General features: G+C 49.9%; 21 protein-coding genes and 1 riboswitch. Of the genes, 1 reads left to right on the top strand and 20 read right to left on the bottom strand.

All coding sequences use genetic code 11. The annotated features are described in order from the left end of the window. Positions 1-153: 153 nt before the first annotated feature. The 17 genes from M0Q40_00440 to M0Q40_00520 form a co-directional block, all read right to left on the bottom strand. Positions 154-615 carry a hypothetical protein gene (locus tag M0Q40_00440; protein MCK9221088.1) on the bottom strand — a complete coding sequence of 154 codons (462 nt, stop codon included), beginning with the start codon at positions 613-615 and terminating at the stop codon, positions 154-156. A gap of 270 nt (positions 616-885) precedes the next feature. Beyond that, complete coding sequence (gene spoIIIAA / locus M0Q40_00445) at positions 886-1,830, bottom strand: stage III sporulation protein AA (GenBank protein MCK9221089.1); 945 nt, start codon at positions 1,828-1,830, stop codon at positions 886-888. 50 nt (positions 1,831-1,880) lie between these two features. Beyond that, positions 1,881-5,285: a PolC-type DNA polymerase III gene (locus tag M0Q40_00450; protein ID MCK9221090.1), complete on the bottom strand. Its 3,405-nt coding sequence runs from the start codon at positions 5,283-5,285 to the stop codon at positions 1,881-1,883. 70 nt (positions 5,286-5,355) lie between these two features. Then, positions 5,356-5,991, bottom strand: coding sequence for a glycosyltransferase family 2 protein (locus M0Q40_00455; GenBank protein ID MCK9221091.1), 636 nt, complete (start codon positions 5,989-5,991; stop codon positions 5,356-5,358). Between the two features lie 18 nt (positions 5,992-6,009). Beyond that, the gene (locus M0Q40_00460) at positions 6,010-7,731 is read right to left on the bottom strand and encodes a proline--tRNA ligase (GenBank protein MCK9221092.1); all 1,722 of its coding nucleotides are present in this window, start codon (positions 7,729-7,731) and stop codon (positions 6,010-6,012) included. Then, positions 7,725-8,813: a flavodoxin-dependent (E)-4-hydroxy-3-methylbut-2-enyl-diphosphate synthase gene (ispG, locus tag M0Q40_00465; protein ID MCK9221093.1), complete on the bottom strand. Its 1,089-nt coding sequence runs from the start codon at positions 8,811-8,813 to the stop codon at positions 7,725-7,727. The genes M0Q40_00460 and ispG overlap by 7 nt, the downstream gene beginning before the upstream one ends. An 11-nt stretch (positions 8,814-8,824) precedes the next feature. After that, the gene (gene rseP, locus M0Q40_00470) at positions 8,825-9,895 is read right to left on the bottom strand and encodes an RIP metalloprotease RseP (GenBank protein ID MCK9221094.1); all 1,071 of its coding nucleotides are present in this window, start codon (positions 9,893-9,895) and stop codon (positions 8,825-8,827) included. Beyond that, entirely contained in the window at positions 9,892-11,055 is a 1,164-nt protein-coding gene (locus M0Q40_00475) for a 1-deoxy-D-xylulose-5-phosphate reductoisomerase (GenBank protein ID MCK9221095.1), read from the bottom strand. Before M0Q40_00475 ends, rseP begins: the two co-directional genes overlap by 4 nt. A 16-nt stretch (positions 11,056-11,071) precedes the next feature. Beyond that, positions 11,072-12,100: a sporulation integral membrane protein YtvI gene (ytvI, locus tag M0Q40_00480; GenBank protein ID MCK9221096.1), complete on the bottom strand. Its 1,029-nt coding sequence runs from the start codon at positions 12,098-12,100 to the stop codon at positions 11,072-11,074. 7 nt (positions 12,101-12,107) lie between these two features. Beyond that, on the bottom strand, positions 12,108-12,920 hold the full coding sequence (locus M0Q40_00485; protein MCK9221097.1) for a phosphatidate cytidylyltransferase: 813 nt from the start codon (positions 12,918-12,920) through the stop codon (positions 12,108-12,110). Between the two features lie 60 nt (positions 12,921-12,980). Next, positions 12,981-13,730 carry an isoprenyl transferase gene (locus tag M0Q40_00490; protein MCK9221098.1) on the bottom strand — a complete coding sequence of 250 codons (750 nt, stop codon included), beginning with the start codon at positions 13,728-13,730 and terminating at the stop codon, positions 12,981-12,983. Between the two features lie 105 nt (positions 13,731-13,835). Beyond that, on the bottom strand, positions 13,836-14,042 hold the full coding sequence (locus tag M0Q40_00495) for a hypothetical protein (protein ID MCK9221099.1): 207 nt from the start codon (positions 14,040-14,042) through the stop codon (positions 13,836-13,838). Beyond that, a complete protein-coding gene (gene frr / locus M0Q40_00500; GenBank protein ID MCK9221100.1) occupies positions 14,042-14,596 on the bottom strand; it encodes a ribosome recycling factor in 555 nt (184 codons plus the stop codon). The genes M0Q40_00495 and frr overlap by 1 nt, the downstream gene beginning before the upstream one ends. Then, a complete protein-coding gene (gene pyrH / locus M0Q40_00505) occupies positions 14,589-15,320 on the bottom strand; it encodes a UMP kinase (protein ID MCK9221101.1) in 732 nt (243 codons plus the stop codon). Before pyrH ends, frr begins: the two co-directional genes overlap by 8 nt. An 18-nt stretch (positions 15,321-15,338) precedes the next feature. Further along, entirely contained in the window at positions 15,339-15,992 is a 654-nt protein-coding gene (gene tsf, locus M0Q40_00510; protein ID MCK9221102.1) for a translation elongation factor Ts, read from the bottom strand. Between the two features lie 67 nt (positions 15,993-16,059). Continuing rightward, on the bottom strand, positions 16,060-16,854 hold the full coding sequence (gene rpsB, locus M0Q40_00515) for a 30S ribosomal protein S2 (GenBank protein MCK9221103.1): 795 nt from the start codon (positions 16,852-16,854) through the stop codon (positions 16,060-16,062). Between the two features lie 388 nt (positions 16,855-17,242). Beyond that, positions 17,243-18,079 carry an SEC-C domain-containing protein gene (locus M0Q40_00520; GenBank protein MCK9221104.1) on the bottom strand — a complete coding sequence of 279 codons (837 nt, stop codon included), beginning with the start codon at positions 18,077-18,079 and terminating at the stop codon, positions 17,243-17,245. Between the two features lie 490 nt (positions 18,080-18,569). Next, a riboswitch (FMN riboswitch) is annotated at positions 18,570-18,700 on the top strand. A gap of 77 nt (positions 18,701-18,777) precedes the next feature. Between M0Q40_00520 and M0Q40_00525 the strand changes: the two genes are divergently transcribed. Further along, a complete protein-coding gene (locus M0Q40_00525) occupies positions 18,778-19,377 on the top strand; it encodes an ECF transporter S component (protein MCK9221105.1) in 600 nt (199 codons plus the stop codon). A gap of 189 nt (positions 19,378-19,566) precedes the next feature. Here M0Q40_00525 and hslU read toward each other — a convergent pair whose 3' ends face one another. The 3 genes from hslU to M0Q40_00540 are packed head-to-tail and all read right to left on the bottom strand — an operon-like array spanning position 19,567 to position 22,434. Then, a complete protein-coding gene (hslU, locus tag M0Q40_00530) occupies positions 19,567-20,967 on the bottom strand; it encodes an ATP-dependent protease ATPase subunit HslU (protein ID MCK9221106.1) in 1,401 nt (466 codons plus the stop codon). Between the two features lie 2 nt (positions 20,968-20,969). Beyond that, positions 20,970-21,518, bottom strand: coding sequence for an ATP-dependent protease subunit HslV (gene hslV, locus M0Q40_00535; protein MCK9221107.1), 549 nt, complete (start codon positions 21,516-21,518; stop codon positions 20,970-20,972). Positions 21,519-21,534: 16 nt separating this feature from the next. Beyond that, positions 21,535-22,434, bottom strand: a complete 900-nt coding sequence (locus M0Q40_00540) for a tyrosine recombinase (protein ID MCK9221108.1) — start codon at positions 22,432-22,434, stop codon at positions 21,535-21,537. Positions 22,435-22,442: the final 8 nt, after the last annotated feature.

Here is a 22,442-nt window from a genome sequence, read left to right on the forward strand (position 1 = left end):
ATGATGCACTGCTTCATCTGTTCATCGGTACTCGGACGATTGTACAAAGCCACAAGCTTGGCCACCTTTTTAGCAGAAAGCTTTTCTAGCTTTACTTTAGCAGCAAACTTCTCTTGTTCTAAGATTGGCAACCGAGCAATATCCTGGGCCTTCTTAGAAGACAGTGTCCCCTCTGCTACTTCCATCTGCAAAGCAACGGCCAAAGTGGTTACCAGTGCCACCCGGTGTTGTACCCAAGATCATGATGGAATTGGTATTGTACTCGAAGGCCTTATGCCTAGATTTGTTCTTAAAAAAGCGGTCTAGCCTCAGTTCGTGGTAAATCTTGAGTATGGCAGCATATCCAAAATTTTTTCTGTCATCGCTATTGGAAACGAGGCCTTCATTCATATTAACTACCATTGTTACTTTCCTGTTTGTCTTTTCCTCTTCGGTCATCTTACGGGCGACTTCTTTGAAATGGGCGATCGGATCACTGTATTCCTTTTCCAGTTCATCTAGATAACCGAGCGACTTGATGGTCTTGGTCCTAGGTTTACCGTCCTTGTCGCGGTAGGCTCTTTCAATCGTAAGATATACTCTGCCGTCTTTTCTGCGGGACTGCTTGAGATTCAACATGTCACCTCCAAAATATAGCTACCTCCACATTATGACACAGTTTACCATACTTTACTATACCTAAAAATGAGGAAAGAGCAAAAAATAATGCCCTAATAAAACAAAACGAGCTACAACAGCCCAAAGGAGTGGATATGCGTTGGAGTGAGGAAGGGTTCAACCATCTGCTTCATCTACGTTTGGATTGGGTAAACGGAAGGTTTGATGACCAACCCTTTGCCCACCAATAATTAAACACGCCCAACATGACCCTTAGGGTAGCATCGACTATATGATCCGTTGAATCGTACCGGGTCCTTGATCACGTGACAAAATAATCACCCGTTGGAAGCTCTTAGTCAAAAACTCCTGGCGTATTTCGAAACGACGAGCGACCTCTTCGATGTTAGAACCATGTGCTGTGGCCATAATACTGACTCCGGCTAGGAGTGCTTCCTGAATGGCCCTGGCATCCTCTTGACTACCGATTTCATCGGTAATGATCACCCGAGGTCCCATGGATCGAAGTAACATGGTGATTCCTGCAGCCTTCGGACAACCATCAAGAATGTCTGTTCGTGGCCCTAGATCGTTTTGTGGCACGCCTTGGTAACAACCACCAATTTCGGATCGTTCATCGGCTACTGCCACCTGTACCCCAGTAAAACCCAATCGGGGGATTCCCGTGCTTAACTGTCTAGCTATATCTCGAAGTAAGGTAGTTTTTCCGCATCCTGGAGGAGAGACGATCAATGTACTTAGTACCTGTTGTGGACCAAGGACAATCCTGTGCATGATTGGGTCGGCGGTACCGATGATCTGCCGGGAGATGCGAATATTTAAGGACTTGATATCCTTTAACAAAACCACCCGACGATTTTCTACCACTGCTCGCCCACACAGACCCACCCGATGACCTCCGGAAATGGTGATGTACCCATGGCGCATTTCTTCGATATATGCATAGATCGAATGTTGACTCACCAACTCCACGGTGGTGGATAGATCCTCGGAAGTTAATAGGTACCCTTTGTGCGGTTCGGTGACAAATTGACCCGCGGAATCTAGGAACCCATCCCCCCGGTTGAACACAACACCCAAGGGGCGTTTGGCCCGCAGGCGTAGTTCCTCCATCGTAGTTTTGAGTCCCTGGGGGATGGAGGCCACAATCTCCCTGAGTCTTGGGGCTAAGACCGGCAGAACCTCTTGCTGGAAACGGAGCTGACTAGACATTGAAATCATCCTCCCTTTGATTCTATGCACAGGGAGGACAACCTAGAAGCTTAGAAAAGCTGCATTTGATCCGTTGGCGGTAAGCCTTGCAGGCAACCGTGTTGACCTAAGGCATCAATCACTGTCTTGCTTGCGCCTGTGCGGTCCTTCAAATCCTCAATGGAACGGAAGGGCTGCTTACGGGCCTGTACTATGTTTTCCGCCGCACTTCTACCAAGACCCTGAAGACCAATCAAGGGCGGCAGTAAGGTATTGGGTTCGGCAATAATAAACTTGCTCACATCGGAATGGTAAAGATCCACAGGTAGAAACCTAATACCCCGGACCATCGCTTCTAGGGCTACCTCTAACATCCCCATAACACTCTTGTCCCTGGCAGTGGCATCATTCCAATTGTCTTCTACCCTTTTGATAAACTGCCGCATTTTCTCTGTTCCAGCTAGCACCAAATCGGCATCGAATTCATCGACACGGGTGGTGAAATAGGCAGCATAGAAGGCGTCTGGATGGTGAACCTTGAAGTAGGCAATGCGAAAAGACATCATTACGTATGCTACAGCATGAGCCTTGGGAAACATGTAGCTGATCTTCTCGCACGAATCGATATACCATTGGGGTACTTTTTGGGCTTTCATGGCCTCGATGTCCTCTGGACGAAGACCCCTTCCCTTGCGCACCCGTTCCATAATCGCAAAGGCATGTTTGGCCGGAAGTCCCTTTTGAATCAAGTAGAGCATGATGTCATCTCTTGTAGCGATGGCTTCGTTTAGGGTGGCAACCTGGTTCTTGATCAACTCCTGGGCATTATTAGCCCAAACATCGGTTCCATGGGAGAAACCAGAGATACGCACCAAATCCCCAAAGGTCTCTGGTCTAGTTTCCCGTAGCATCCCCCGCACAAACCGGGTACCAAATTCCGGTACACCTATCGTACCTACATCATCACCAATGTCCTCCGGAACAACCTTAAGGGCATCCACCCGGGAGAAAATGCTCATCGTGGCTGGATCATCTAGGGGAATCTCTAGTGCATTAACCCCGGTCATATCCTGCAGCATCCGCAAAACCGTAGGATCATCATGGCCGAGAATGTCAAGCTTCACTAAGGTCTCATCGATAGCGTGGAAATCAAAGTGGGTAGTGATAGTGCCGCTGTTGCGATCATTGGCGGGATACTGCACCGGTGTAAACTCATGCACATTTCGCCCTTCGGGGATAACAACCATGCCGCCGGGGTGTTGGCCAGTAGTCCTGCGCACCCCTGAACAACCCCGCACCAGCCGGTTAATCTCGGCATTCCGGGCTGTATGCCCGCGACTATCTAGATAGTTTTTCACAAATCCGTAGGCAGTGCGCTCAGCAAGGGTACTGATGGTGCCAGCACGGAATACGTGATCCTTACCAAAGAGCTCTTCGGTGTAGGCATGAATCAACGATTGGCACTCCCCGGAAAAGTTCAGATCAATATCTGGTACCTTATCCCCTTCAAAGCCTAAGAACACCTCAAAGGGAATGTCAAACCCGTCCCGCTCTAACGCTGTTCCGCATTCTGGACAGTCCTGAAGAGGCAGATCTACCCCACATGCCACACTGCCGTCTGTAATAAAATGGGAGTATTTACAGTGAGGACAGCGGTAATGGGGAGGCAGGGGATTGACCTCGGTAATGCTACACATAGTAGCTACAAAGGATGAGCCCACGGATCCCCGGGACCCTACAAGATAGCCTTGGTCCAGAGACTTACGGGTTAGTTTGTGCGCAATCCAATACAAAGCCGCATAACCATTACCTACAATTGCCTTAAGCTCCCGCTCTAGGCGCTTGGCCACTAGCTCAGGTAGTTCATCCCCGTAGAGAGATGTTGCGTTCTCGTAGCTCATCTTTGGTACTAATTCCTCTGCTTCGGGGATCTTTGGGGTATGTAGCCCTGCTGGAAAGGGCCGTAGTTCTTCAATACCTTCGGCGATCCGCCGGGGATTGTCGATGACGATCTCTTCTTTCCGGTCCCCCAAATACACGAATTCCTCCAACATTTCTTCGGTGGTACGTAAATACAACGGGGCTTGTCTCTCCGCGTCCGAATAGCCTTGTCCGACCATCAAAATCCGTCTATAGACCTCATCAGCCGGACGGAGGAAATGGACATCGCCGGTGGCCACCACCGGTAGACCAAGTTCATCCCCAAGCCTAACCACAGCCATATTCAGGTCTATTAGGCCTTGCTCGGTGGAAATGCCTTGGGAACCAATTAGAAATTCATTGTTCCCCAAGGGCTGGATCTCAAGGAAATCGTAGTAACTGGCTATCTTTCTTGCTTCATCAACAGGAACCCGGTTGATGAGGGCTCTCATTAACTCACCGGCCTCACAGGCAGACCCCAAAATGAGTCCTTCCCTGCGTTTATCCAACTCGTGTCGGGGAATACGGGGGTGACGGTAGAAATAATCGATATGGCTGAGGGAAACCAATTCGTATAAGTGCTGTAGCCCCTGTTCGTTCTTGGCCAGAATGATAATATGGTAAGTAGGGGCACTTTGATCCTCAGAATCAGTCAGGTAACCCTCCAGTCCATAGATAATCTTAATTCCATGCTTCTTACCCGCTTTGTATGCCTCGGGAAAAGCCTGTACACATCCGTGGTCGGTAATGGCCACCGCAGGATGTCCCCATTGGGCCGCTAGACCGATGGCCCCTTGCAGATCAACCACGCTATCCATGGCACTCATGCGAGAATGGAGGTGAAGCTCCACCCGCTTATGCGGGGCGTTATCCTCAACTACGGAAGCTCGGGCTCTGGAAATATCCCGAACCATAAGGCATAGCTCCTCACTGTACCGGTCAATTTCCAGATCTCCCCTGAGGGTATACCATTCCCCTTGCACTAGCTTCTCGGATAATTGATCCGCATCGTCCACAAAGATCTTGGCCGTAATGGAGTCTGTATAGTCGGTGAAGTCCATAATCAATAGGCTGCCACCCCGTCGAATGGTCCGACAGTCTAAGGAAAGCAGCTCCCCAGTCACCACTGCCGACTCCCCGGGTTCACTGAGTTCCTCCATGGAAATCGGTTTTTGGGCGATCTTCCGGCCCTTGATCACATCCGTATTATTCGCTTGAATACTACCATTGCCATTACTTGCAGCTTCCTCCTGCATCCGGGCAAACTGTTGCATCACCGTGAGCATATATGTATCTTCAGCCGGTTCCTGATCTTCGCAGCAAAAAGCAACCCTACGAACTCCTGGAATGTATTGATGTAAGTCGCTAAGTGCAGCCAGTATACTCTCATCTAAAACCTTATTCAAATGAATTGTCCACGTATGTTCGCTTAAATCTACTTCAACCCTTACAATGCGGACATCGTCCAAATCAGCAGTAGGCATATTTGCTTCAAGTCGTTTGAGAAACCCAGTCAACTCACAGCAATGATCATCTGGACGAATACAATACCGCAATGAAATCCCTCTTTCAGACATGAAATAAAGACAGAAAGGCCCTAGTCCCAGTCAACAGAACCTAGGGATACTATAACCGAGACCGTTTTGCCGAGCGCAAGATATCTCGATACATTAAGAAACGGGCGCAGACACCCTTCACAAATCCCTGTTTCTCCTCTTTCATTCTATGGGAGACATCATCTAGGATCACTGAGGTAACCCGCAGTCCCATTTCCTCTGCATACTTAGAAAGTAACGTCTCCACACCAAAACGGGAACTACCAATGTCCGGAGCGCAGGTTATCACGCTCCGGCGAAGAGCCCGCTGTCCTGATAGATGCGGAGCTATTTTTTGTGCAATATCGGTGCAAAACCTACCATCCCCGAAAACGCCAACGGTCATATCCGCCCGATCCTCCAAGACCGGCTCTATGATTCTTCGAACATGTACAGGAGTGATCCCTAAGAGGTCTCCGTCAAGAAACAGGATCACATCCTGCCCCGTAGCCTTGATTCCTGCGTGCATGGCCGCACCTTTACCCATATTCTCCGGCAGAGAAATCACCCGGGCTCCGGCAGCTGTTGCTTCTTCCACTGTCCGATCAGTGGAACCATCGCTGACCACAACCACTTCCTCAACTAACTCACAGGCTAAGGCGGCAGTGACCACTTGACTAACCGTTTTCTCTTCGTTATACGCGGGAATGATGACAACTACACCCATACTTGGCCACCATCTCTTCTACTTTGGTTGCAAGGACCTAAGCTCTTGCTCAATCAGATCCCCAATCACTTCAACGGCATCTTCGATCTTAACGTCCTCTTTAAACGTACCCTTGCGCATGGTAATCTCCACATTCCCCATTTTTAAGCTCTTAGGCCCTACGGTAACTCGAATGGGAAATCCGATTAAGTCCGCGTCTTTGAACTTGACACCCGGACGCTCATCCCGGTCATCAATAAGTACCTTCACACCAGCATCAACTAACTTTTTATACAACTCATCGGTTACAGTTTTCTGCTGTTCTTGGGTATACTTAATCGGTACAATTACCACCTGGTAGGGAGCCACGGACATAGGCCAAATAATCCCGTTTTCATCGTAGTTCTGCTCAATGATGGCCGCCATGGTTCTACTCACTCCAATGCCGTAGCACCCCATGATAATCGGGCGTTCGGTGCCGGACTCATCGGAGAATGTGGCCTTAAGGGCCGTAGAGTATTTCGTCCCTAGCTTAAAGACCTGACCAACCTCAATGCCCCGGCGCATCCTAAGGCCACCCTGGCACTCAGGACAATGATCCTCTGCGGTGACTAGGCGCAAATCAGCAACTTCCTTCGTGGCGAAATCCCTCCCGGGATTCACATTCACCAAATGAGTATCGGCCTTATTTCCCCCGGTTACCGCATTATGCATTGCCATAACACTCTCATCCGCAATTAAGCGGGCATCCAGTCCCACAGGTCCTGAAAAACCTTTCGGTCCTTTGGAGACCCGCTCTATAGTACCATCATCGGCAAGCTCCAAAACCGTACAGCCAAGATACCTTTTTAGCTTAATCTCATTAACTTCGTGGTCACCCCGTACCAGTACTGCAATGGGTTGCCCGTCAGCCAGGTAGATCAGGGTCTTAATCAATCTAGCCGGTACAACATCCAAAAACCCAGCTACCTGATCCACCGTATGTAGTCCCGGGGTGGCAGCCTCTTCTAAGGGGAGCGGGTCCTCTGGAAGCGTGGTACAAGGCACACAGGGCGCAATTTCCACGTTAGCTGCGTACTCGCATTCCTGACAGAACACAAGCTCCGCTTCGCCACAATCTGCAATCACCATGAATTCATGGGTTCCCGAACCGCCAATAGCACCAGGGTCTGCATCCACTGGCCTTGTCACCACACCACAGCGGGTAAAGATCCTCTTGTAGGCATCATACATCTTCTGATAACTCTCGTTAAGCCCCGCCTCATCCTGATCAAAGGAGTATAGGTCCTTCATGATGAACTCTCGACCACGAATCACCCCAAAACGGGGGCGGATCTCATCCCGGTACTTGTTTTGGATCTGGTACAACAACAAAGGCATCTGTCGATAGGAGCGAATCTCCGCCCTAGCAAGGGCGGTAATAATTTCCTCATGGGTGGGACCAAGGCAGAACTGGCGATCATTACGGTCTTTTAACTTAAACATTTCTGCACCGTAGTCATCCCACCGACCGCTCTCATGCCACAACTCAGCAGGCTGAATAATGGGCAGAAGCAATTCCTGTCCTCCTGCTGCGTTCATCTCCTCCCGGATGATCTGCATAATGTTCTGCAGTACCTCAAAACCCAGGGGTAAATACGTATAAATACCACTGGCACTCTTACGCATCAAGCCCGCCCGCAGCATTAACTGGTGACTTGGAATCTCTGCTTCCGCAGGCACCTCCCGTAGCGTTGGGGCCAGTAGTCTTGACATTAACATGATAACCCTCCGTTCCGCATGGCCAGTTTCTCGGCCTCTTCCACCAATACATCTACTATATCCTCTTCTGCAACTTTACGGATGCGCTCTCCCCGTCGGAAAAGATAGCCGCAGCCATCGCCCCCAGCAATACCAATATCTGCTTCCTTTGCCTCTCCCGGCCCGTTCACTACACAACCCATCACCGCAATCTTCAGAGGACTTGCCAAGTGGGCTGTTCTTCTTTCCACTTCCTGGGCAATGGGCTCAAGCTGTAACTTACAGCGAGCACAGGTGGGACAAGAGATGACAATCGGGTTAATCTGGCGCAGACCAAGGATTCCCAAGACCCAATGGGCCACCCGCACCTCGTTGGTTACATCTCCCGTTAGGGAAACTCGAACCGTATCCCCAATCCCCCGGGAAAGCACAGCTCCCAAAGCTGCAGCTGATCTAACAGCCCCCGATGGATAGGGGCCTGCCTCGGTAAGACCAAGATGCAAAGGATATGCCACCCGTTGAGCAAGCTCCAGGTTTGCCTCAAGGAGCAGAGCCGCCGAGGTGGCCTTAATCGAGATCACAATATCCTCAAAACCAACTGCTTCAAGAAGAGCCACGTGTCCCAGGGCGCTTTCCACCAGTCCATGGGCCGTGGGGTGGCCATCGGCATCTAGAAACCTCGGGGCCACGGAGCCTGAGTTAACTCCGATCCGAATCGGTATACCCTTTTCTTTGGCCGCATGGGCAATATCCTTCACGCGCTGGGGTTCATTAATGTTCCCTGGGTTTAGACGTAATTTCGCCACCCCTGCCCCAATGGCGCCTAGGGCCAAATCCCAGCGGAAGTGTATATCCGCCACCACAGGCAAGGGACTCTCCTGGACGATCCTAGGTAGTGCCGCTAAGGCAGCATCATCGGGCACTGCTACCCGAATTATATCACAGCCAATTTCGGCAACTTCACGGATCTGGGATAAGGTAGCTGCCACATCAGTGGTCTTGGTATTACACATACTCTGGACAGAGATAGGGGCCCCACCACCAATAGCCACGTTGCCCACAGCAACTACTTGGGTTTTCCGCCTTGCATCATCGGTTCCCATCACTCTTCCTCCTACTTCACAATCCGCCCGATATCTGACACCGTAGCGTAAATCATCAGCAGTACAAGTAAGAACAGACCCACTAGCATGGCCACATTTTGATACTTCGGATCTAGTTTGCGCCCTCGGATCCGTTCAATGGTGATAAATAGCAGATGGCCTCCGTCAAGAACCGGGATGGGTAGCAGGTTAAACAACCCGAGGTTCACGCTCAATAGCGCTGTAAACCAGAGTAATGCGGCGATCCCCTGCTGGGCATATTCCCCAGTCATGGTAATGATCCCCACCGGCCCTGCCACGTCCGCTTCCATGCGACCGGTGATCATCTGCCCAATCCCCCAAATAGTAAGTCTAATCAATTCCCAGGTAACCTTAAACCCAGAGGAAATCGCATGGAGGAAATCGGTCCTGAGCCTTTCCGCGTAATGGATCCCTATTTTCATCTGACCCTCAAAGGAACGGGGCACCACTTCAAGTTCAATGAACCGATCCTCCCGTTCAACTCGGAAAATAAGGGGCTGTTCACCTTTTTGGGCGATGAACTGCCCGACTTGACCTTCTTCGGTAATTTTCTTACCATCAATGGAGACGATTCGATCTCCTTCCTTAAGGCCAGCCTCATAGGCCGGATAACCCGGCTCAACGTAGGTGACCAAAGGGGGCCATTCGCTCACACTACTCACCAAAGCCACCATAATTAGGACTGTCAACACGAAATTCATTAAGGGCCCAGCCGCGATAATACTCAGCTTCTGTAAATAACCCTTGTCCTCAAAACTCCGGCCCGGTGCAATAGGAACAGGCGTCTCCCCATCCTCGCCCAGCTCCTCATCCATGCCCGCAATACGCACAAAACCACCCAAGGGAATGGCCCGGAGAGCATAAAGGGTTTCTTTCCTCTTGCGGGACCACAGTTTGGGCCCGAACCCTAGGGCAAATTCATAGACCATCACACCGTTAAGTTTAGCCAGGATAAAGTGGCCAAACTCATGGAAGAACACCAAAAGCCCAAAGACCACGACAAAGGCTACGGCCGTAAGCACGACATTACCGAAGATACTGTGAATCGCTGATAAGTTCATTGTCTCAGATCACTCCCTAGGAGTCTACCCACAAAGCTGCGCGCCCACATATCTGCAGCAAACACATCCTCCAGATCATAGTCAAAAACAACCTCATGCTTATTCATAGCCGCCTCGATCCCTCTCCAAATATCCGGGAATCTACAGCGACCTTGCAGAAAGCAGTAGACGGCCTCTTCATTGGCTGCATTGTACACCGCCGGCATGGTACCACCTGCCTTATAGGCCGAGACCGCAAGCTTGATAGCCGGAAAGGATTCATGATTTACCTCTTCAAAGGTTAGGTTGCCAACCTCAGTCAAAGACAATACAGGTCGGGGAGCATCCACACGGCGGGGATAGGTTAGCGCGTATTGAATTGGCAAACACATATCGGGAAGACCCAACTGTGCCAACAGGGAACCGTCTCTAAACTGGACTAGGCTGTGGACAATACTTTGTCGATGGACAATTACATCAACCTGTTCAATATCTACATCAAAAAGCCAACAGGCCTCCATTATTTCCAAACCCTTATTCACTAGCGTAGCCGAGTCTATGGTGATTTTCTGACCCATCTGCCAGTTCGGATGCCTCAAGGCCTGCTGTGGTGTAACCGTCCGTAATTCCGCTGGTTGCTTGCCAAAGAAAGGACCTCCAGAAGCGGTAAGGATTACCCGGGCAAGCTCACCACATCCTGCCCCCTGTAAGCATTGAAAAATGGCGCTATGCTCCGAATCAACTGGCAAAATACTCACCCCTTGCATCCGTGCCCGCTCCATCACCAACGAACCAGCGGCCACTAGAGTCTCTTTATTAGCCAAAGCGATATCTGCGCCCTGTTCAATTGCGGCTAAGGTAGGACGAATTCCCGCAGCACCTACGACAGCCACTACGCAAATATCTACAGACTCCAGACTAGCGGCAGCAACTAGCCCTTCTTCCCCAGAAAGGATCTCCGTTTGGGAAGGATTCACTTCTTTTCTGAGGGCCTCGGCAGATTTTTTATCGGCCATCACCACCAGTCGAGGTTGGTATTTGTGGATCTGCTCAGTCATCAACCCTACATTCTTACCTGCGGTTAGAGCAGTAACCTCAAATCCACCAATCTGATCAATCACCTCGAGGGTCTGCCGACCAATAGAACCGGTTGAACCAAGTATGACAATCTTTTTGGCCAAGTAGCTGACTCCTTCCTCACATGTGGAAATTGGGAACTAAAATTACTGTACAGACCGCCCTTAGGATCACTAGTAGCATAGGACCAATGAATAAGCCCACGGAACCAAAAATAGCCAACCCTAAGTACAAGGAGGCTGCAAACAACAGTGGGTGCGTACCGGTACAACGACCAAATAGCTGGGGCTCAATAAACTGTCGCACCATGATAATCACCAGCAGATTAACACCCAAGGCAACACCAAGTAATAGCTGCCCCCGCACTACATAATAAATGATTAAGGGCAAATAGACAACTCCTGGTCCCACGACCGGCAGGAGATCCAACACCCCGGTTAGTATTCCCAAAACCCAAGCGTAGTTAATACCAACCAGGAGTAGTCCCGTCACGCTCAAAGTAGTAGATACGATAAAAATAACAAGTTGCGCCCTAAGATATCCCAGTACGCCATTGAGGACCTCACCCTTAATCTGGACAATATAGCCTTGCCAACTTGCAGGCACCACAAAGAATAGCCACCTGATAAAAATGCTCTTATCTCTGCTTAGGAAATAAGCACTAAAGAGCGATACTACTAACCCGAAAAAGAAGTGGGGTAAACCGCCAATAGACATCAACACCTCTTGGGCAAGGTCCTGCAATTTCAGGTTCAGGTTAGATAACTGTTTCCTTAGTAATTCTGCAACTTGGTTGGGTAGTCCTTTCAAGATCCCTTCGAAATAGAGACTCCACTGATCATATTCCTCAATGAAGCCCCGGTAGTGTTCAAGACGAGCCAAAAGTCCTACTAACTCCCCGGACAAATGAGTAAGACAGCTGACTAAACCCAAAGCCAAGATAATGCCAAGGAAAGCCAGAATCATCCCCACCGCCGTACCCCGGGAGAACCCTCGCTGTTCCAGTCGTCCCACCGCTGGATCTATGACAAGAGCAAGAAGGCCCCCACATAAAAAGGGAGCCACATATGAAAAGAGCAGTTTGAGCAAGATAACCGCCGCAAAGGCAATTGCGAAAATGAGGGCAACCGCTTTCTGTGCCCGGTGCATAGGCTCATCACCCCGACAGCACCGTCAAAAGCAAGTATGCGATAGGTGCGGCAAACATCAGACTATCGAACCGATCCAAAAGCCCTCCGTGTCCGGGGAGGATGGAACCTGAGTCCTTTAGGCCCGCTCCCCTCTTCAACGCAGACTCTACCAAGTCCCCTATCTGTCCCGCTATACCAGCAGCAACGCCAAGAAGTAAACCTTTTGAGGCCATACCCCATACTAGACCAAGCAATCCCCCTACAACTACCCCACACGCCAATCCACCCAAGGCACCTTCAATGGTTTTCTTAGGGCTAATAGATGGGGCCAGGGAATGCTTTCCAAGTGCAATACCGATAAAGTACGCCCCGATATCCTGGGCCCAGATGATCAGAACCACCATAAACAAGAAGCGACGACCATTGGGCTCCATCTCGCGAAGCAACCACAGGTAGGAGTAAAGACCAACGTAGACACTGCCTAAAAGAGCCAATGCCACCCGCTCTGTGCCTAGTTTGGAGCGAGTTACCAGTTCTTTGACCGCAAAAAAGAAAAAAAGTGCCGTAACCACCGCGCCACTGACGGCATATTGGTATTTGGTACTAATATATGCGGCCAATAGTAGGCTTAGGCCTCCAATGATCAGATCGGCTCGACTAGGTGAAGAACTTAGATGGAAAAACATCCTCCACAGTTCACCTGCCGACACAATAATAAGTAAGGTTAACAGGCCAAACAAGGCCCATCCACCTGCATAGTAAACTCCTAGTAATAACGGCACACCAACGACAGCTGTTAGAGTTCGCTTCAGAAGCTGTCCCTCGCCAAGCTTACCCATCGCACAGCGTATCCCCGTAGAAAGGAGATGCGCGTTCACCTCCCCATTGAAAACTCGAGTCTAGATCTGTCCGAAGCGTCTTTTACGTCTGCTGTATGCATCTACAGCCTGGCATAGCTCCCGACGACCAAATTCAGGCCACTGGATCTTAGTAACATACAGCTCTGTATAGGCAATATGCCAGAGAAGAAAATTGCTGATTCTGTATTCCCCTCCGGTTCTAATCAGAAGATCAGGAGGGGGTTGATCTTGTAGATAAAGATGTTGGGAAAGAAGATCCTCGTCTATATCCTCAGGTGTAATCTCCCCGGCCATCACCTTTCGGACTATACTGGAAACCGCATCCACAAGCTCTGCCCGACCGCCGTAGTTAAAGGCTATGTTCAAGTATAGTCCATCATTCCGGACGGTTTCCGTCTCAGCATTGTGAAAGGAATCAAGGATTGATTGGTCTAGTCCTTCTTTACGTCCGATAACCTTAACCCGAACATTGTTCTCGATTAACTCAGGTAGGTATTCATCCATCGCTTCCTTTAAGAGCTCCATAAGGAAATCTACTTCCTCCTGGGGGCGAGCCCAGTTCTCAGTAGAGAAGGCATACACGCTTAAGTACTTAATCCCGATCTCCCCTGCAGCCTCCACCAGTTGGCGCAGGGACTTTACCCCCATCCGATGCCCTTCGGTACGGGCAAAACCTCGGCTGATGGCCCATCTCCCGTTGCCATCCATGATTACAGCCACATGATGTGGTATGTTATCGGGTTTCTTCCATTTGACCAGATCAACCAGCTTATTCCACAATGACCTCATGCATATCCAGCCACCAAAACCCCGTCCTGTGGTGGCCCTCCACCCCCCAACAGCAAGATAACGGGCATTGTTTACCCATTGATGAAGTAGCATCGCCCCAAGGGCTTAAGAGGCTCCTTCCATCTCATTGGCGCAGACCAATACCCATTGATCGGAATCTTCTTTACGCTGGGCTACAACCCTCAGCACTCCACCATCGCTATCATGCTCACCCGGTGGCCGGGTAATACGGATAATAGCAGGATGCCGCCCTAAACAGGCGGCCATCGTTTGTACGTCATCAAGTTTCATCCCAACGACATTAAGATCCATCAGACTTCCATCAGCTCCTGTTGTTTCTTGCTGAGGAGTTCATCTACTTTCTCAATGTACTCATCGGTCAACTTCTGTACATCATCCTGCATTTTCCGGCTCTCATCTTCCGGAAGATCCCCGTCTTTTTCCGCAGCCTTGATTTGGGAATTGGCGTCTCGACGAATGTGGCGGACCGCAACCCTTTTGTCTTCAGCCTCTTTGGCCACCAGCTTAGCCAAATCCTTTCGCCGTTCCTCAGTCAAGGGTGGAATAGCTAGACGAATTACGTTCCCGTCGCTAGAAGGAACTAGGCCTAGATCCGATTTGAGAATCGCCTTCTCAATACCAGATATAGAGGTTTTGTCGTATGGTTGAACTACAAGCAACTGTGGTTCCGGTGCCGATACGTTAGCAATTTGCCGTAGCGGTGTCGGCACATCATAGTAATCAACCATCATCCTGTCAAGCAGGCTCGGGTTTGCCCGTCCCGTTCTTACTGAGGCAAACTCTCTTTTTAATGCCTCAATGACACCATCCATCTTTTCCCTTGTTTCGCTAAGTATACTATCCATTCACCTTCCCCCCCACCAGTGTACCAATCCTTTCTCCAAGAATGGCACGAATTATGTTGTCCGCAACACTAAAATTGAAAACCATAATTGGGATGTTATTATCCATACATAGGGACGTAGCCGTTGAATCCATCACTTTAAGGCCCCGTTGCAGCACATCCATATGCCTGAGTTCCGTAAGGAGAACCGCTTTGGAATTATGCCGTGGATCCGAATCATAGACCCCGTCCACACCCTTCTTGGCCATTAGAAGGATCTCTGCTTCAATCTCCGCCGCCCGCAGGGCCGCTGTAGTATCCGTTGAAAAATAGGGATTGCCAGTTCCCGATGCGAAAATGACAACTCGACCTTTTTCCAAATGACGGATTGCCCGACGGCGTATGTATGGTTCCGCTACTTCACGCATCTCAATTGCTGTTTGCACCCTAGTCTCAATACCAAGGTTCTCCAACGCATCCTGCAATGCCAATGCATTGATCACAGTACCCAACATGCCCATGTAATCGGCAGTCACTCGGTCCATCCCCCGGGCAGAAGCAGGAGCACCACGCCAGATATTCCCGCCTCCAACCACCACCGCGATCTCAACACCTAACTGCACGACCTTAACAATCTCCTTGGCAATAAACCCGACGACGTCCAGGTCCAGGCCGCTATCGGAAGCACCTGCCATCGCCTCTCCGCTGAGCTTTAGCAGGATACGATGATAGACTGGCTCTCCCATGTTTTCCACTCCCAATACTTATTTTCCTTCTATTTGTGCCTGAACTTCTGCAGCCAAATCACACTCCCGCTTTTCGAGACCTTCGCCCCGCTCCCAGCGGACGAAACGACGCACTGCAATATTCTCACCTAGTTTGGCTACCAGTGCCTTCTGCACCTGCTCCACGGAAACGTCAGGATCTTTAATGAAGGGCTGTTCCAGTAGGCAGACTTCCTTATAGTACTTCTCCACTCTACCTTCTACAATTCTTTCCACGATTTTCTCCGGTTTGCCTTCATTTAGCGCCGCATTCCTATAGATCTCCCGCTCCTTATCCAGTAGGTCCGTTGGCACTTCGTCTCTGCTAACATAAAGGGGATTAGATGCAGCAACTTGCATGGCCATGTTCTTGACGAACTCCTTGAAGTCGTCTGTCTTCGCAACAAAATCCGTCTCGCAGTTAACCTCGATCAACACGCCAATACGACCGCCCATATGAATATATGCATCCACAACACCTTCTGCTGCGATCCGCCCTGACTTCTTCGCAGCATCGGCAAGGCCCTTTTCCCTTAGAATCTGGATAGCCTTGTCCATATCACCCTCAGTTGATACCAGGGCCTTCTTGCAATCCATCATACCGGCTCCTGTTTTCTCCCGAAGTTCCTTTACCAATTGAGCTGTAACTTGCATCTTGTTGAACCTCCTCACAAAAAAAGCCCGTGACGACACCAAATCGCCCGGGCTCTTCATCGTTTTATTACTCCCCTTGGGCCGCTACATCCTTTTCCTTGAACATATCCTCGGTGACTTCCACAACCTCAACCTCCGGCTCCGGGCTGGCCTGTTCTTCTTCAAGCTGAGCATCTTGGAAGCCTTCTTTTCCTTCGAGCACTGCATCGGCCATGATGCTGGTCAATAGCCTGATGGCCCTAATCGCATCATCGTTACCGGGAATTATATAATCCACTTCATCGGGATCACAGTTAGTATCCACAATTCCCACCACAGGAATTCCCAATTTACGCGCCTCGGCAACAGCAATCCGTTCTTTCCGCGGATCAATCACAAAAATTGCGTCTGGCAGTTCATCCATGTCTCGAATCCCTTTGAGGAACCGATGTAGCCTAGTCCGTTCCTTAACTAGCTGCAAGACTTCCTTCTTAGGCCGAACTTCAAAGGAACCGTCCTCTTCCATTCTCTCCAGCTTCTTCATATATTCAATCCGACTGCGGATCGTCTGGAAGTTGGTCAGCATACCACCTAACCATCGTTCGTTGACGTAAAACATGCCGCAACGGGCAGCTTCCTCTTCAACCGTCTGCTGAGCCTGCTTTTTCGTTCCCACAAAAAGCACAGACCCACCATCTGTTACTGTATCCTTGATGAAATTATGGGCTTCGTCAATTTTCCTTACAGTCTTCTGCAGATCAATGATGTAAATCCCATTTCGCTCAGTAAAGATATAATCCTTCATTTTGGGATTCCATCGCCTAGTTTGGTGACCGAAGTGAACGCCGGCTTCTAATAGCTGTTTCATGCCAACTATAGCCATTCGTCCACCTCCTTTCTCAAGTTGGTTTGCCTCCGCTTTGCTCTTCCTCAGTTGGCACCGAATCGGCACCCCCAACAGAGTCACAAAGCGTGTGTATTTACACCGATAAGTAGTATATCACAAAGAAAGTGCAATATCAATAAATCGCGGAATGGCTAAGACGGGCTTTTAGACGTTTTTTGTGATCCGGGCATAAACCCAGACCCAGATTAGATAAGCCAGCCAAAACGTGATAGTATTCCTCACGTTGACAAGCTCTCGACTTGCTAGATCCATCCGGTGCAACCTCGCTCACATATTTAGGACCAAGGCCCGAGGGACTCTCCATCTCCAACACTAAATACCCGGGCCTTCGTACAACGGCTAACCACCGCAGTCACCTGCCGGACTATTTACCACAACAGTGCTTATATTTCTTACCACTCCCACAAATACAAGGATCGTTACGCCCTACTTTCGTCTTTCTTCGCGGTGGCTGAACTCGGTTTTTCCTCAGAACCTCGGCACCAATGGCGTTAAGCTCATCGTATCGGCGTTTGAACTCAGGGAAGTGACTCCCTTTCTCCCTCATAAAGCTATCAACAAAGGCAGCCACTTGCCTGTGCGGCATGGAGCAATCAAGAATCTCATAGTCGTATCGTCCTCTGGGATTCAACTTCATATTGATCGCAAGGGAGGGTCTCCGACGCTTAAGGTCTATAAAACTAAGAACCACGGACTCGCATGGACATTTTGGATCGGAACAGTATTGATCGTCCACCAAGTACTCCGTATCCCCCATACGAAATATAACGGGGTTGGCTTCAGGGTGTAATTCCGCATAGCCAATAGTGCCCTGATCAGCAATCGTCTGAACCGGGATAAACTCGGCGGGGTTTTCGCGTCCGTATTGCCGCGCTTTCTGCCGTCTTTCCAGAATGTCATCCTTTACATCCGGGAGAATACCCGAAGTGAACTCTTGGAGGATCTTGTTGTATACACGAGTAGTAACGCCATTTACTTCTTTCTTGGTAACTGCCCACGTCTTGAGATCAACAGAGACTAAGAATAGTCTTCGCAGACTTTCCTCATGTGCTAGGAATTCAAGCACCGCATCTTCGCAGGAACACAACGGATTAAGGCAATAGTGATCAACGATGAGCACCAGTGAATCTATATCGGAAAACTCTGCACCTGCGAGTACTACATCTGAGTCCTTCCCTGTGATGACTCCATACGCTAACATCCTTACATACACCTCCCGATTAGGCACGGCTATACCGCCGCTACTTGATCGCTCCTGAACTTTTCTACAGTTGCGTCCTTGCTCAACTTAATGTGTTCTGGAGAAGTATTCAACTAAGAATCGATTAATCCTGCAGACTCTCAATCCAGGCTCTACCCGCGGGTTTTCATCAATGGGCCCCCGGTCCCATGCCTTTTCGGGTACCTAGCACAACAGGAAACAGGCCCTGTTACCCCCCTCACTCTGAAATCATCTCGCTTATCTCGCATTATTGTACCCCATGAATTGACATTATATCCAAATAGAGCGAGCAAACCAAAATCATCGGAAGCACTTGTCGTATCCCAAGGCAAACGCGGACATACCGCGCATTCTTCCTTAGATAATGCCGGCTTCAAGCAGAGAGCCGTAATATGCCTTTTCTCGAATTAAGGATTACTCACAGGGCGCGGGGGTATTGACCTTGATGCCTACTCTCATTATAATGTAATTGATGCTTCGGGGCGGGGTGGAAATCCCCACCGGCGGTAAAGCAGCCCTAGTGCTGATGAGCCCGCGAGCGTAAGCTGAACCGGTTAGATCCCGGTGCCGACGGTATAGTCCGGATGAGAGAAGCGAAGTATAACATATGGTTGCTTCTCGCGCCCCCCGAAAGTGGGGCGTTTTCTTTTTGCCATCCAGCATCAATTCATTTGAGCATGGAGGTTTGCAAGGTGAAAAGAGATTCTATTCATCAAATGGTAACATTGGCCATGTTGGCCGCAGTGTCTGTTGTACTCATGTATTTAGTCCGCTTCCCACTCTTTGCTGCAGCACCATTCCTAGAATACGATATGGCTGATGTGCCAATCTTAATCGGGACTTTTCTGTTTGGTCCTTGGAGTGGCTTGCTTTTGACTATCGTTGTGTCGATCCTGCAAGGCGTGACTGTCTCAGCAGGAAGTGGTTGGATTGGTATTCTCATGCACATTGTGGCCACCGGTACCTTCGTCGTGGTGGCTGGGCTAATGTACCAGGCCCGGCGGACCCGGATTAACGCGATCTTTGCCCTAATCTGTGGTTCACTGGCCATGACTTTGATGATGATCCCATTGAACTTGATCTTTACAGTATATTTCATGGGCGTTCCTCGGGAAACGGTGGTCTCCATGTTGGTGCCCATCATTATCCCCTTTAACTTAATCAAGGCTGTTATTAACTCCGGCGTTACCTTTGCCGTATACAAGCCGATTTCCCGCAGTGTGGCTCGGCTGACCTCCTTGGAGCTACCTGAGGTTAGCACGGACCGGAAAATGTAAAAGGAAAGCCATACGCCCTGCCGTGGAAGGCAGCAGGAATCATGTTCACCAAGGGAGGGGCTGGTACCTGCCTCTCCTTTGGTGCGATTGGATCGTTGACGCAAGGAAGCTCCTTGCTCTAAAAATATGCCCCATTAGCCATGCTTGTTCCCGAGGGCTTCAAACGGCATGATGCTTCTTCATCAAGGATTACAATACGTAACGACTCAGGTCCTGATCTGCAACAATACTACCTAATTTGTCCACGACATACTCTTTGGTGATCCCTATTGTTTGCCCACTAAGATCTGGAGCAGCAAAGGAGAGTTCCTCTAGGAGTTTCTCCATAATTGTATGCAACCTGCGAGCACCAATATCCTCAGTTCCCTCGTTTACTAGTCTGGCAATGGATGATATCTCCTTGATGGCCTCCTCGGTGAAATCCACCGTGACACCTTCTGTGGCTAGCAGCGCTTGATACTGCTTGAGCAACGCGTTTTGGGGTTCTGTGAGGATGCGGATGAAATCGGCTTCAGTTAGACTAGATAGCTCTACCCGAATGGGAAAACGCCCCTGCAACTCAGGGATCAAGTCAGAAGGCTTTGCTGTATGAAAGGCGCCTGCAGCAATAAACAGGATATGGTCCGTCTTTACCGGGCCGTATTTGGTCATCACCGTGGAGCCCTCCACCACAGGGAGAATATCCCGCTGGACCCCTTCTCTTGAGACATCTGGACCGTGGGTTGAACCCGCCTGGGCAATTTTGTCGATCTCATCCAGGAATACAATGCCTGAGGTCTCCACTCGATGAATCGCTTCAGCAACAACTTCATCATGATCCAGCAGTTTGCGGGCTTCCTCCTGGATCAGTAGCTGACGAGCCTTTTTCACCGGTAGTGTCTTCTTAACCTTTTTCTTGGGCATCATATCCCCGAGCACATCCTGAAAGTTTACACCTAGTTCCTCCACACCGGATTCGGTAAAAATCTCAAAAACCGGCAGGGCCCGATCTTCGGTCTCCAGTTCAACCAGCTGTTCTTCCAGTTCGCCCTTCTTTAAGGCATCTTCCATCTCCTGGCGAAACTGAACAATCTGCTCCCTTTTGTGCGGCTCTTGCTCTTCATTCTCAGATAAGCTCTCCCGTTGACCGGATAACTGCAAGAATGCATCAAACGGGCCCTTGGCCTTCCTGCTCCTTGGCAACGGAGCTAGTAAATCCAAAAGCCGTTCCTCGGCTAAGACCCTGGCTTTTTCCTCCACCTGGACCATTTTCTCCGTCTCTACCATACTAATGCCTATCCGCAGGAGGTCCCTAATCATAGACTCCACGTCCCGACCTACATAGCCAACTTCGGTAAACTTGGTGGCTTCCACTTTAATAAATGGCGCATTGGCAAGGCGAGATAGGCGCCGGGCGATCTCGGTCTTACCAACACCGGTTGGACCTATCATGAGGATGTTCTTTGGTACCACTTCCTCAGCCAATTCATCGGGTAGCTTCAGGCGGCGGTACCGGTTGCGCAGGGCAACTGCTACAGCCCGTTTTGCACTTTCCTGGCCGATGATATACTTATCTAGTTCGGCAACAATCTCCTTAGGAGTAAATTCCATGCTTACGCGCCTCCTAATAATTCTTCCACTGTAATATTCTCGTTTGTGTACACGCAAATACCTGCCGCGATCCGAATAGCCTCCTTGGCAATCTCTGCAGCACTAAGATCCGTATGCAAGAACAAAGCCTGACAAGCCGCCTGGGCATAGGATCCTCCGGACCCAATGCCAATAAAGTCATCGTCGGGCTCAATAATCTCACCGGTTCCTGAAATGACAAGCAGGTGCTCCTGATCCATTACAACCAGGAGAGCTTCCAGCTGACGGAGCATGCGATCCGTCCGCCATTCCTTGGCCAGTTCCACCGCGGCACGGGTTAAGTTGCCGTGATACTGCTCCAGTTTTCCTTCGAACTTATCGAAGAGGGTGAAGGCATCAGCGGCAGTTCCGGCAAAACCAGCTAGCACTTTCCCTTGGTAAAGACGACGCACCTTTTTGGCCTTGTGCTTCATAATCGTCTTCTCGCCGAAAGTAACCTGACCATCTCCGGCAATAGCGGCGGAGTCTCCTCTTCTCACCGCCACAATAGTGGTGCTATGGAAAGTAGTCATAGGGCATTCCTCCTAGTTAGCTTCGCGGATGGGCCATATTATGCACTGCTTTAAGATGAGTCTTATCTACACGGGTATAGATCTGAGTAGTTGACAGTTTCTCGTGTCCAAGGAGCTCCTGTACGCATCTTAAGTCGCACCCGCCAATTAACAAGTGCGTCGCAAAGGAATGACGCAGCGTGTGGGGAGAGACATCATTTCGCGCAATGGCTGTTTCCGCGTGTTTTTTTATGATCTTTTGGATGCCCCGGGTGGACAAGGACCCACCACGGTAATTAAGGAAAAGGATATTTGTCTGTTTCGTACTTTTCGTCAATAGACACTTTCGCGCATCATTAATGTAGCGTTCTAAGGCGCGAGCAGCTTCCTCACCAAATAGGGCGATGCGCTGTTTCCGGCCTTTACCATAGACCCGTAGCTGCTTTGTGGAGAGATCTAAATGTGGTAATCGCAAAGAAGCAAGTTCGCTTAGGCGAATCCCTGCCCCGTAAAAAAGCTCTAGGATAGCCCGGTTCCGTTGACCGAGGGTAGTATCATCACAGGATTCCATCAAAAGTTGAATCTCCCCGCCCTTGAGCACTGTGGGCAAGGGACGTTCGGTCTTAGGACGGGCAATGTGCAGGGCGGGATTCTCAGCAATAATACCCCGGGTATAAAGATAGTTGAAGAAGGCACGGACAGCTGCAAGCTTCCTCCCAATGGTGGTCTTGGTCAGATCCCGTCTCCACAGGGAAGCAAGATACCAACGGATGAGATCCTGGTCTATCTTCTTAATGTCCACACAGTCCTCACCAAACCAGGAGATACAAAACTCGTGGAAATCCACAACATCCCGGGCGTAGGCGACTACCGTATGCTCACTATAATTGCGCTCAGCCTGTAGATATACTATGAACTCATCGATGTAGCCATCCACGTTCTTCT

Source organism: Limnochordia bacterium (assembly GCA_023230925.1).
Taxonomy (GTDB): domain Bacteria; phylum Bacillota; class Limnochordia; order DUMW01; family DUMW01; genus JALNWK01.